9 protein-coding genes and 1 pseudogene are annotated in these 12479 nt (G+C 43.7%); 5 read left to right on the top strand and 5 right to left on the bottom strand.

From position 1 onward, the window contains the following. A partial coding sequence (locus MED222_RS02685; RefSeq protein ID WP_009848711.1) for an asparaginase domain-containing protein occupies nt 1-315 on the bottom strand: 315 nt, incomplete at its 3' end. A gap of 118 nt (nt 316-433) precedes the next feature. Continuing rightward, nucleotides 434-2284, bottom strand: coding sequence for a signal peptide peptidase SppA (gene sppA, locus MED222_RS02690; RefSeq protein ID WP_009848710.1), 1851 nt, complete (start codon nt 2282-2284; stop codon nt 434-436). Nucleotides 2285-2563: 279 nt separating this feature from the next. Between sppA and MED222_RS02695 the strand changes: the two genes are divergently transcribed. The 3 genes from MED222_RS02695 (at nt 2564) to MED222_RS02705 (ending at nt 7471) form a co-directional block, all read left to right on the top strand. After that, a complete protein-coding gene (locus MED222_RS02695; protein ID WP_009848709.1) occupies nt 2564-4573 on the top strand; it encodes an NADPH-dependent 2,4-dienoyl-CoA reductase in 2010 nt (669 codons plus the stop codon). A gap of 245 nt (nt 4574-4818) precedes the next feature. Then, nucleotides 4819-5367 (top strand): NAD(P)H nitroreductase, encoded by a 549-nt coding sequence (locus tag MED222_RS02700; RefSeq protein WP_009848708.1) that lies wholly within the window; start codon nt 4819-4821, stop codon nt 5365-5367. 127 nt (nt 5368-5494) lie between these two features. Beyond that, nucleotides 5495-7471, top strand: a complete 1977-nt coding sequence (locus MED222_RS02705; RefSeq protein ID WP_009848706.1) for a DNA topoisomerase III — start codon at nt 5495-5497, stop codon at nt 7469-7471. Between the two features lie 53 nt (nt 7472-7524). Here MED222_RS02705 and MED222_RS02710 read toward each other — a convergent pair whose 3' ends face one another. The 3 genes and pseudogenes from MED222_RS02710 to MED222_RS21625 form a co-directional block, all read right to left on the bottom strand. Beyond that, entirely contained in the window at nt 7525-8526 is a 1002-nt protein-coding gene (locus tag MED222_RS02710; RefSeq protein WP_009848705.1) for a DUF3080 domain-containing protein, read from the bottom strand. Nucleotides 8527-8533: 7 nt separating this feature from the next. After that, nucleotides 8534-8662: pseudogene (locus tag MED222_RS02715) on the bottom strand (oxidoreductase); the annotation flags it as partial. A gap of 314 nt (nt 8663-8976) precedes the next feature. Continuing rightward, the gene (locus MED222_RS21625; RefSeq protein WP_009848703.1) at nt 8977-9438 is read right to left on the bottom strand and encodes a TetR/AcrR family transcriptional regulator; all 462 of its coding nucleotides are present in this window, start codon (nt 9436-9438) and stop codon (nt 8977-8979) included. Nucleotides 9439-9572: 134 nt separating this feature from the next. Here MED222_RS21625 and MED222_RS02720 point away from each other — a divergent pair, with 134 nt between their 5' ends. Both MED222_RS02720 and MED222_RS21690 read left to right on the top strand, forming a co-directional pair. Further along, a complete protein-coding gene (locus tag MED222_RS02720; protein WP_157044879.1) occupies nt 9573-10193 on the top strand; it encodes a hypothetical protein in 621 nt (206 codons plus the stop codon). Beyond that, nucleotides 10190-11902 (top strand): recombinase family protein, encoded by a 1713-nt coding sequence (locus tag MED222_RS21690; RefSeq protein ID WP_009848701.1) that lies wholly within the window; start codon nt 10190-10192, stop codon nt 11900-11902. Before MED222_RS02720 ends, MED222_RS21690 begins: the two co-directional genes overlap by 4 nt. Nucleotides 11903-12479: the final 577 nt, after the last annotated feature.

The raw sequence follows: 12479 nt of genomic DNA, 5'->3' as shown, positions 1-12479 counted from the left end.
CATGAAAGACAGAGCAGAGGCGGTGTAAGCCATAGTGTCTGTACCGTGCAGGATAACGAAACCATCGTACTTATCGTAGTTCGCGCGAATATCATCAGCGATAGTCTGCCAATCAAGTGGCGTCATATCTGAAGAGTCCATTAATGGAGAGTATTCATGAATGGTGTACTCAGGCATTTCTGGGCGATGGAATTCAGGCATGCCTGCTAGCTGCTTATCCATAAAACCTGCGACTGGGACATAGCCGTGGTCCAAAGACTTCTGCATGCCAATTGTGCCGCCGGTATACGCGATATAGATGTGTTTTCTTTCCATGGCGATTAATACTTAGTGTGATATAGGGAACAGGGGGGCGATTATAGCGAATTATCATGCAATAAAAAGAGGCGCCTCACACAGAGGCGCCTCTTGATAACAAAGCGTTGAGCTTATCTTATTGAACTTGGCAGTTTAAGCAAAAAGCATATCGGCCTTGTGGGTCGTTAAAGTTACCTAACAGTTGGCTATCTTGGGCTAACTGTTGAGTAATAGGCTGTAAACTGCTTGGAATCATTGACTGAATATCAAGGCCTATCGACACCTGAACTTGGTTCATAAATTCTTGAATAAATAGTTCAGTGGCTGAAAGAGGCTCTTCTACCCAGTAGATATTGTAGGTTTCAAGCTCTGCAAGTGAAGCCGCAGCTGTAATCGCATCATCAAAATCACCAATTTCATCGACTAGACCTTTCTCGATTGCATCTTGGCCTGTCCATACTCGGCCTTGAGCAATCTTGTCTACAGTATCGACTTCCATGCCACGGTTTTCTCCAACTAGGCTGATGAATCGGCGGTAACCGTTTTCAATGCCCATTTGGAACGCATCTTTCGCGCCGTCGCTAAGCCCTGTTGTAATACCAAGGCCAGAGAAAGGCGACGTACCAACGCCATCGGTGTAAACGCCGATATCGTTCAAGCCTTTCTCAAAGGTCGTGATAACACTGAAGATACCGATCGAGCCTGTTAGTGTGGTTGGTTGAGCCAAAATCTTGTCTGCGCCCATCGAGATCCAATAACCACCCGAAGCGGCAAGGCTAGACATAGAAACCACAACAGGTTTACCTGCTTGCTTGATCGCTTCTATTTCATTGCGGATAACTTCTGAAGCAAACGCGCTACCACCTGGGCTGTCTACACGAAGTACAACCGCTTTTACTTTGTCGTCGTTGCGCGCTTGGCGAAGTAGTGCGGCCGTGGTATCACCACCAACGGTGCCACGTGGCTGTTTGCCATCCATAATTGCGCCGCTAGCAACAATTACAGCGACATCGTGCGATTCACTTGTTAGGTCAGGAAGCATGGTTGTACGGTACTCGTAGTACCCCAACGCGTTATAGCTGTCTTGACCGTCACTGCCGAAGACGTCTGCGAGCTCTAGACGAACTTGTTGGCGAGTTGCCAGTTCGTCAACTAAACCAAGCTTCTCTGCCAGTTTTGCGATATCGCCATCAACCGACTCAAGGTCTTTTAAGAAAGAGTCCATGCTTGGGTTCAAGGTTTTAGCATCGATCTGGCGGTTGTTGCTTACGTCATCAACGTATGCTCCCCACAGTTGACCTAACCAACGAGAAGCTGACTCTTTCGCTGCGTCTGACATATCGTCGCGAATGAAAGGTTCGATTGCAGACTTATAAGTACCGACGCGGAATACATGTGTATTTACGTCAAGCTTCTCTAATAGAGTTTTGTAGAATAGCGAGTAAGCACTATAGCCTTTAAGCAGCACGCCGCCGTCAGGCGATAAGAAGACTTTAGTTGCGTAGCTGGCTAGGTAGTATTGGCTTTGGTTATAAAAGTCACCTACCGCATAAATTGGTTTGCCAGTTGCTTTGAACTCGTTAAGTGCTTTAGCTATGTAGCGCAGCTTGGTCAGATTGGTTTCTGGCAACTCTTTCAGTGCTAAAACGATACCAGTTACCTTGTCATCGTCTTTGGCGTAGCGAATTGTTTCAACAATATCAAACAGGACATTTTCTTTTGGAAGGTCTTTGCCAAGCAGTGAACCCGTGACCGAATCCATCGGATTGATATAGCGACTTTGCTCCACGATAGGGCCAGACAGGTTAAGTACTAAAGCCGATTCCTGTGGAACAGTGGGTTGAGTTGTGTCTGAGTGGAAGTATACAAAGTAGATGATGGCGATACTGAGTAAAAAGAAAAGGTTAACCAGCGCAAGACGCACAAACGTGATGAGCTTCCAAATCCCTTTAAAGATCATGCCTATAAATTTGAATATCTTTTTCATTATGTCTCCGCAGTGAGATCACGTGGCTTTAACAAGCAACAGTACTATTAATCTCAATAATATGAACTGCTTAGTATCCTACGATAATTCCCTAGCTCAAACTACACCAAGAATTGTTAATCGATATATATTCTCATTAAGTGTAGTCAAATTAAGGGTTTCTGAACGATTAATGCGTCCTGCATTATGATCGGTGTTACAAAAATGTAAACGGTTGTTTGAACTTTTGGTGATTGAGTTATATTGTGGTCAGACCACAAGGATATAATAATAGAAGTGATGTCTGCCATGTACCCACATTTACTCGAACCACTCGATCTTGGATTTACTCAGTTACGTAACCGTGTATTGATGGGATCAATGCACACGGGTTTAGAAGAAAATAAAGAAGGCCTCCACAAGCTTGCCGCGTTTTATGAAGAGCGAGCAAAAGGAGGCGTTGGCCTTATTGTTACCGGTGGTTTCTCTCCTAATTTACGTGGCAGATTGACCCCATTTAGTGCTGAGTTCAGTAAAGTTAAGCACGCTAAAGCTCACCAAGTTGTTACCGAGGCCGTGCATAAGCATGGAGGTAAAATTGCCCTTCAGTTGCTACATGCTGGCCGCTATGCCATGCACCCATTCGCGCAAAGTGCTTCGGGCATCAAAGCGCCAATCGCTAAGTTTGCACCGAGTGAGATGAGCCCTCGTCAAATTAAAAAGACCATCGGTGCTTTTGCCAACAGTGCAGAGCTAGCTCAGGTTGCTGGCTATGACGGCATAGAGATCATGGGCTCCGAAGGTTACTTGATTAACCAATTTATCTGTAAACGTACCAACATGCGTTATGACGAATGGGGCGGTTCTTATGAGAAGCGTATGCGTTTCCCGCTAGAGATCGTTAAATCGATTCGCGAAGCGGTGGGTAAAGATTTCATCATTATTTTCCGTTTATCGATGCTGGATTTGGTTGAGCAAGGCAGCACATTCGAAGATGTTGTCCTTCTGGCTCAGAAGCTTGAAGAAGCGGGCGTGACCATTATCAACACTGGTATCGGTTGGCACGAAGCTCGTGTTCCTACGATTGCGACTCAGGTACCACGTGGTGCTTTCTCTTGGGTGACGGAAAAAGTGAAACCATACGTGTCGATCCCAGTGGTGACATGTAACCGCATCAATACTCCAGAAGAGGCCGAGCGTATCCTTAGTTCAGGACAGGCCGACATGGTATCAATGGCTCGTCCATTCTTGGCTGACCCTGACTTTGTTAATAAAGCCGCTCAAGACCGAGCGCAGTTCATTAACACCTGTATCGGTTGTAACCAAGCTTGTCTTGATAACGTATTCAAAGGTAAAAGAGCGAGCTGCTTAGTTAACCCTCGCGCTTGTTACGAAACTGAAATTGTTGTGCAACCTGCTCAAGCCACTAAAACTATTGCCGTAGTCGGTGCTGGCCCCGCAGGTCTAGCTTGTGCGACAACGTTAGCGCAGCGTGGACACACAGTTGACTTGATTGAGAAAAATGACCGCATCGGTGGACAATTTAGATTGGCAATGCAGATTCCGGGTAAAGAAGAGTTCAGAGAAACGATTCGTTACTTTGCTAACCAAATAGATGCATCAGGCGTGAACTTAAAACTGGATACTGAAGCGACGTTTGAGATGTTGTTGAAGTACGATGAAGTCGTGATGGCTGCTGGTGTTGAACCCAGAAAGCTTGATATTGAAGGGATAGATCAAGAAAACGTAGTCGACTATCAAACCTTGATTCGTGAAAAGACACCAGTAGGAGAAAAAGTCGCGATTGTTGGTGCCGGTGGTATTGGTATTGATGTGGCAACTATGCTGACAGAGCCGACTTCTCATAGCTTGGACGACTGGCTGCATGAGTGGGGCATTGATAAGAATATGGAGCACCCAGGTGGACTTTATCCTTACCCTGATTCGTTCAGTGATAAAACGGTTTGGGTGATGCAGCGTAAAGCCGGTCGAGTGGGTAAAGGCCCGGGTAAGACTACAGGTTGGATTCATAAACGCACATTAGAAAAACGTGGTGTGAACTTACTTGGTGGCGTGAGCTACAACAAGATTGACGACCAAGGTCTGCATATTAGCGTTGGTAAGAAAGATCAGGTACTCGATGCCGATTCCGTTATCGTGTGTGCGGGCCAAGTTTCGGTTCGTCCATTCGAAGACATGTGGCAAGAGTTTGGTGGCAAACTACACGTGATAGGCGGTGCCGATTACGCGGGTGAACTGGATGCCGTGCGTGCGATTCGCCAAGGTGTTGAGTTAGCTATTAAGCTTTAACAACAAACAGAATGTTCTCGTTTGATAAGTTTGAATCAGAAAGTTCAATAAGCTGAACTAGACGGGTAACTAAGCTTGGACTAGACAGATAAATAAGGCTCCTAAGTCATAGATTTAGGGGCCTTTGTTGTTTCTAGTGTCGTTTCAAATATTGCTTCAAATAGACAGCCGTTGAGATTTATTATCGTTTGTGTTCTGTGCTACAGTTCAATTATACAAACAATAAAAATTAGTAAGGACTTCAAATGGATGCTTTGGATCTATTGCTCAACAGGCGCTCAATCGCAAAACTCTCTGATCCGGCACCTGAAGGTGTGGCGTTAGAAAATATCATTAAAGCGGGCTTACGTGCTCCAGACCACGGCGCATTGACACCATGGCGCTTTGTTATCGCACAAGGCTCAGGGTTACAGAAGCTCTCTGATATTTTGGTTCGTGCAGCACAAGCTGACGAGAGCGAAGAAGCGGTCATTGAGAAAGTTAAAAAAGCGCCGTTTCGAGCTCCAATGGTGATCACTATCATCGCAAAGGTAACTGAGCACGAAAAAGTGCCAGCATTCGAACAACACCTGTCTGCGGGTTGTGCTGCGCAAGCAATGCAAATGGCCGCAGTTGCACAAGGCTTCCAAGGTTTTTGGCGTTCAGGTAAATGGATGTTCCACCCTGAAGTGCACCAAGCTTTCGGCTTAGAAGGCGACGATGAAATTGTTGGTTTCCTATACCTAGGTACTCCGGGCTGTACGCCAATGAAAGTGCCAGAGCGTGACTTCTCAAAGTTCGTCGAGTTCTTATAGATGTCGTCAGGAAAATAGCTATACAACGAATTGTTGAATGTTAACTGTATAAACAACCAGTTTTTCTTGATTTATTAGGGCCACATTAGATAATGTGGCCCTAATTGTTTGTTGCATCTGGAAAAACATGTCTCGTCTTATTATTGCTGAAAAACCAAGCCTCGGCCGTGCGATCGCCGCTGCATTGCCTAATCCACAGAAGAAAGACCAAGGGTTTATCAAATGTGGCAATGGGGATGTGGTGACTTGGTGTATTGGACACTTATTGGAGCAGGTTGAGCCAGACGCTTATGATGACCGTTATAAGAAGTGGAACTTAGCCGATCTTCCTATCGTGCCGGAGCAATGGCAGCTGAGACCGCGCAAGACTTCCAGCAAACAGCTTACTGTGATCCGAAAGCTATTGAAGGACGCGACCCAAATTGTCCATGCGGGTGACCCGGATAGAGAAGGGCAGCTGCTGGTTGATGAAGTGATTGATTATTGCAAGGTGTCTAAGACTAAGAAAGAGTCGATGGACAGGTTACTTATTAGTGACTTGAACTTGCCAGCGGTAAAGCGTGCGCTCTCTCAAATGCGCAGTAACCGCGATTTTATTCCACTTTCTATTTCTGCATTGGCGCGCTCTAGAGCCGATTGGCTGTATGGCATGAACATGACTCGCGCGTATACCTTGTTAGGTCAAAAGGCGGGTTACCAAGGCGTGTTGTCGGTAGGGCGAGTGCAAACGCCTGTACTTGGTTTGGTCGTAAGGCGTGATGAAGAGATCGAAAACTTCATTCCGAAAGATTATTTTACTCTGCATGCGCTGATCCCTTATCAAAACAACGGCCAGAGCTTTGATATTCGAGCACGTTGGAAACCAAGCGAAGCATGTAAACCTTGGCAAGATGAAGAAGGCCGCGTACTCAATCGAAAGCTGGTTGAGAATGTCGCTAACCGAATTGCTAATCAGCCTGCAACGGTGACGGAATCAGAGCAAAAGCAAAGCAAACAAGCGGCACCACTCCCTTATTCGCTGTCAGCTCTGCAGATTGATGCGTCTAAGCGTTTTGGTATGAGCGCTCAACAGGTACTCGACACTTGTCAGTCATTGTATGAGAAACACAAACTCATCACTTACCCACGTTCTGATAGCCGCTATCTACCTAAAGATCATTATTCGCAACGAGAGTCGGTAGTCGATGCTATCGCCAATAATGCGAAAGAGCTGCAAAGTGGTGCGCAAGGCGCGGATCTTTCTCTTAAATCCAAAGCATGGAACGACAGTAAGGTCGATGCTCACCACGCGATAATCCCAACGCCGAAGAAATCAGCGGTGAATGGCCTATCTGCTAATGAGATGAAAATCTATCAGCAAATTGCCCGCCAATATCTGATGCAGTTCTACCCACCGGCTGTTTTTGCGGATGCTAAGTTGGTTTTTGATATCGCTGGTGGTGTGTTCATCGCGAAAGGGCGTCAGCTTATCAACCCAGGCTGGAAAGTGTTGATGGGCAAAACGGACACCGAAGATAAAGGTGATGGTACTGACACTGTTCCACCGCTAGATAAAGGGACTGTGCTCACCTGTCGTGAAGGCGTGATTGGCGATAAGAAAACCGAGCCACCAAAACACTTTACCGAAGCGACCTTGTTACAAGCGATGACCGGTATTGCACGCTTTGTGGCAAATAAAGACCTCAAAGCTATCTTGAAAGAGACTGATGGCCTCGGCACAGAAGCAACCCGTGCGGGGATTCTCGATACTCTGTTCAAGAGACAACTGTTAACGCGACAGGGTAAAAGCATTCACAGTAGCCCGGCGGGAAGAGGATTGATTAATGCCTTACCTGAGGACTCGACCTTTCCCGATATGACCGCTCACTGGGAGCATCAGTTACAAGGTATGGCTGAACGAAACCAAGCGTATCAGCCCTTCATGCAAGAATTAGAAAGCAAGATCGACGGCTTGATGGGCAAGGTAAAAACGGGTGAAGTCCCTGAATCTTTGCGTCATCTTCCTAAAGTCGAAAGACCGGCTTTTAAACGTCGTAAAGGCGGTGGTGCGAAGAAAACTTATGCCAAGAAAGGGACGTATGCTAAGAAAGGCACTAAAAGCTAGGTACTAAAAGTTAGGTACTGAGAACAAACCGCTGTTTATTGGCGATACTGGAATTAACGTCCGACCTTGCGTCCGCAGCGCTTAAACAGCTGTTGCCAATAGTCGACATGGCGGCGAGTGGATGATCGAAAGGCGTTATGCGCATCTTTGATGGGAAAGTAATAACTGTGTAGGTCAGGTTGCGCGTCAAACATACCAAGTTGCGGGGCTAACTGCTGATAGTAGCCATCTAATTGCGCTATGTACGGCTGAACTTTGCCTATATATTGCTGCTCGAACACATTGTTGAGATAACGAAACTTGGTCGTGTCTCGTTGTTTACCACAGATGATATTGTGATTAAAAGTTGTCAGCTGTTTGGTGATGGTATCAAGTTCGGCCGAAGCTCGCGTGAGCGAGTAGTATAAATCACCGAGCGTAGAGCTCTTTTCTAATACTTCTTGAACCTCAGTAGTCTTTCCCGAAACGAGCGGAACGTTTAACGCTTGATTGATATATTCTAAGGCATCACTGGTTTGTCGTACCTGATCGCCGATATCAGCGTGTAACCACTGACTACCACGCATCTGAGACTGCATTGCATCGCTGGCATAGATGAGATTCCATTGGTGCAGTGGAAATTGTGCGAGCTTCTGCTGCTCGATTTCTTTGAGTAATTCTACGATCTCTGGATCTAATTCGTTATTAGATAAACATTGACCAACACCTTCCAGTAGAGCGACTTGATAATCGTAATTTCGGAACTCGTCGGCGACTTTTCCAAGTACGGAGTTTCTTTCTGCAATCAGGTTGAATAATCCGCATTGTCGAAGTTGATAGCTGTCGATAAGCCCGATAGAGAGCGAAGGAACTTCAATAAACAGTTCTCGCTTTCTCGGTAAGCTGTCGAGCTCCCAGTCTTCCTGTATCTCGTCAGCATCTTGCACGTTGGCGATTTTGGCCTGATAGTCGTCGAAATAGTTCTGTGGGCTGTCATCGAAACATCCAGTGAGCACCATTGTTAGACACAACAGTGTTGAACGTACGAGTAAGCTTGAGATCACGCGGCGAACCATGTGACGGCTACCAGTCTATTTCGCTACCATCGAAATTGAAGAAGTGACCACTCACTTCAGTATTCGATGACTCTATTACAGTCACAAGGCCTTGAGCCGAAGTCTCTGTATCAATAAGAGCATTAGGGCCGCCTAAAGGCGCGTAGTTTGAACTCATGTTATTTCGCCTTATTCTTGACCAGAGAATGCCTTTTGAAGTGGGCTTTTAGTATTTCTTATGCTCTATTTTGTAATTTTATCGTGCGGTAAATCTAACGTGTTTTGTGAGCAAATTAAGTATCGGAGTTACGCGCCCATGCACCTTCTTCTACGGATGTAGTTATTAAAAGGTTCTTAAGGCTGCGTAATTTAGCTAAATTGTATTTCTCTCAAACTTCTATTGGTGAAAAAGCGTTTAGGTTATTTTTATTCGAACAATACTCCTGACAGGAGAGTGTTGGTGTAATGCAATTACATGTTGAGAAACTTTAGCGTACTAAGTCCTATTGCACGCTCAATAAAAGAACGTCCCTTATTATTGGTTTTCTCGTCAATTATTTGAATCAGCCTTTCTAAAGGCTTTTTTGCTCCTTCACTGGAGTCACCTTCTACAGCTGTGCTGAGCAGCAAATTTACAGACCATTTGAATTCAGGGTTGTTTTCTAATGCTTGCCCCCATGACTCCAAGAATGAAACCTCGTCAGAGAACTCTAACCTTTGTGTTAGGTAAGGGATTATTTTTCCCTGTAATGGTTGAAAGAAATGTTTGGCCGTCGGGTAATACCTTTGTAATGTGCTAGGTCTAACTCCCGTTTTCTTAGATAAAGACTCGTATGTTATTGAACTCCATCCACTTTCAGTAAAAATCTCAAGGATTGCGTTGTTAAAAGTCTCAAAGTTTTGAGCTCTTTGTTCTTTGCTTATTTTAGCCATCAGTCAATGTTCTGCGTTGTATTAGCCTATTAAAATAAACCCATTTATTGCGTATGTACATACTCATAGTTGTAATGCGTATTTGCTTACGCAATAATAAGGGTGACTAGAAAATTAATTGTATGGGTATAAAAATGAAGATAGTGACATTAGCGATTTTACTTTTTTTAGCATTTAGCGCATCAGCTGCTTTTAACACTGACATTTCCGTTCACTGTCAAAGTAGCTCAGGTTTAAGGTATGCAACTGACTACCAAAGTAGCGGTGGTGATTTTTGTGTTTACCCTAAAAAGTACACTCAAGGGTTCAAGAATGAAGGAAAGTATACTCATAATTATGGTTGGAAGATTTATTCTGACAAGAACAACAAAGTCGACGCATTATCGTTTACATACGAGATAAGTGAGAGTGACGTCTGGAGTAAGAATGGAACCTTAGTTGAGTCGAAAACTAAATCTATAGATGAATTTGCTCGTAAGCAGTTTGCTTCTGTACTCGGAAATGACTCGGGTTATTTAGAAAACTTGGAAGCCAAGCCATGGAAGAAAGAGCCTCCAAAGGGCAGTGATGTAAGTCGTTTCAAGCGTAAACGAATGAATGTCAAATTGGATAGTGCAACTTATACTTTGGTTAAGTTGGTTGCGACTAAAACAACCAAAAAGGAAGTTGAGTATACTTATGTTCTTTATAAATCAAATAATTATGCTCCAAAACAGCAAATGGATTATTTGTTCATGCAGGATGCACACAAGTGACAAAAGCATTCAGCTACATCCGTTGGAGTTCCAAGAAACAGTCTACAGGTGACAGTCTAGATAGGCAGCTAGGTTATGCTCGTAAGATAGCGTCTGAGCATCATCTAGAGCTAGTTGAAATAGTAGACAAGGGAGTAAGTGCTTTCAAGGGTAAGAACGCGTCTGATGGTGAGCTGGGGCGGTTCATTGATGCAGTTGAAGCAAAGCAGATACCGAATAACTGCTGGTTGGTTGTAGAGAATTTAGACCGAATTTCTAGGAGTGATGCTCTTCAAGCAAATGAGTTGTTCACTAAGCTGTTGCGGTTAGGTGTGACTATTGTAACTGGCATGGATAGCAAGATTTATAGCTACGATTCAGTGGTAGCTAACCCAATGGATTTGATGTACTCAATTATGCTTTTCATGAGGGCTAACGAGGAGTCCAAGACCAAATCTTCGAGAACGGTTAAGAACGCTCTTGGTATGATTCGTAAGCACCAAGAGGGTGAAAGGTCTGAAGATGGCTACCCATTTGCAATTGAAGTAGTTGGTTCACATCCGTTCTTTGTTGATACATCTGAGGGGGTTGTCAAACCTCATCCTGTTTACTTTGATGCTGCTAGGTTGATTCTTACCAAACGTGCTGATGGTTGGGGTACTAATCGAATCAAGAAGCACCTTGATGCAAGCATTTCACCTCCACTAAATAGACGAAACAAGACTCTCAAAACTTGGTCACATGACACTATCCGTAGACTATCTCATACAGAACAAATCTTGGGTATTCGTAAGGTTACGCTTGAGGGTGTCGAGTACGAGTTAAAAGATTATTATCCAAAGCTCCTTAGTGATGATGAGTATCAGAAACTACAGTATGTTCTTAGTAAGAGAAAAGTTAATTCCACCAGCCGTAATCATGTAGGGTTGTTCACTGGAATCAAGGTGGGTAAGTGTCACCATTGTGGCGGTACACTTTGTGTTTATCGTGCTAATAGGCGTGATAGAGCCGTCACAGAGACTTTGAGATACGCTTGTACGAACAAGCAGAAAGGCGAACCATGCGAACAGAGAACCTTTGCACATACTCAGATTGAAGATGCTCTTATTCGTGTTGGTATTATGAAATTGTGGAAACCTACTAACAACGAGAGTTTTGACACTACTGAGCTAGAGGTTAAGAGAAATCATCTCGAAGAATTGAAGAAGCAGAGTAAGAATCTAGCTGATAGGTTTGTAATGTTTGATGATGTTCCAACTGCTTTAGTAGATAAGTTGAAAGAATTGCAAGCGGATACTGTTAGAGTTGAAACAGAGATTTCGGAGTTGGAATTACTGCAAGCTGAACATGAGCATAAACCGTCATCTACAGGGCTTGAGCAGGTATTCAAAGAGTTGTCACCGTCTATTATGAACATCAAGAATGATGCTGACCGTATAAAGGTGAGAGAGCTTATCCGTGATGCTGTTAATACGATTATGTTGGAGTCATTAGACGGTTCACAAAGAGCGGGCTTCAAGATGACTATTAATTGGTCTGATGGTTCTACTGATACGGTGACAAGGAAAGGTAAGACTATCTTGTTAGATAAAGGTCACGGCTTATCTGAAGACGATTTAAACCAAGCTGTAGATGTGATGTCTGAGTGGGACTTTGAGCTAGATACAGAAAGAGGTATCAACGAATTTATAACTGTATCAGGCAATAACAACGTCACACATAGGTATTAGCAGGTCAAAGCATAAAATCGCCCTGTTTCCAGAATTGTTATTTATTGTATTTCAGTTCCTATTTAGAAAGGGTGAGGAGGGAGGTGCGACAAAGTTATCTTGTTCCAAAATCCCATTTTTTTATAAAAAAAATCGAGGCTTCGGTATTAAGGTACCTTGAACTATAGTAATGAAACTTTTTCAGGATTTCCGACGCCCTGAGTTTAGCTTATAGTGTAATAGTCCCCATAAATCACACCTATCACCTTTTTTATTGACATTTTATTTTCTATCGTGTTGACTTTTTCTAAAAAGTATGCTATTCTAAATACTTATAAATCTTCAATAATCACTCCTACTAAATTCTTCTATTTTCCCTTTATTTTGTTGTTGCTTCCGTTGTCTATAAAGCTAGTTATAGGATTTTTTAGTAATCCTTAATAAATGCAATAGCAAAAGCAGTAACTCCAAAAAGAAAATCATACGCATTAAATAGATAAGTAACTACCGTTGCTTTAATGGTGCTTAATAATGTCTGCTATTTTATTTATGTGAAAGTGTCCACTTTAGTGATTACACTAGATAGGACAAAGGTGAC

The organism is Vibrio sp. MED222 (assembly GCF_000153005.1).
Taxonomy (GTDB): domain Bacteria; phylum Pseudomonadota; class Gammaproteobacteria; order Enterobacterales; family Vibrionaceae; genus Vibrio; species Vibrio tasmaniensis_A.
The sequence above is the reverse complement of the archived record's forward strand: the minus strand, read 5'-3'. Positions and strand labels throughout refer to the sequence as shown.

Coding starts and splice junctions, on each gene's coding strand:
- sppA (WP_009848710.1), bottom strand. CDS start 2,284: ATGAAAAAGATATTCAAATTTATAGGCATGATCTTTAAAGGGATTTGG.
- MED222_RS02695 (WP_009848709.1), top strand. CDS start 2,564: ATGTCTGCCATGTACCCACATTTACTCGAACCACTCGATCTTGGATTT.
- MED222_RS02700 (WP_009848708.1), top strand. CDS start 4,819: ATGGATGCTTTGGATCTATTGCTCAACAGGCGCTCAATCGCAAAACTC.
- MED222_RS02705 (WP_009848706.1), top strand. CDS start 5,495: ATGTCTCGTCTTATTATTGCTGAAAAACCAAGCCTCGGCCGTGCGATC.
- MED222_RS02710 (WP_009848705.1), bottom strand. CDS start 8,526: ATGGTTCGCCGCGTGATCTCAAGCTTACTCGTACGTTCAACACTGTTG.
- MED222_RS21625 (WP_009848703.1), bottom strand. CDS start 9,438: ATGGCTAAAATAAGCAAAGAACAAAGAGCTCAAAACTTTGAGACTTTT.
- MED222_RS02720 (WP_157044879.1), top strand. CDS start 9,573: ATGAAGATAGTGACATTAGCGATTTTACTTTTTTTAGCATTTAGCGCA.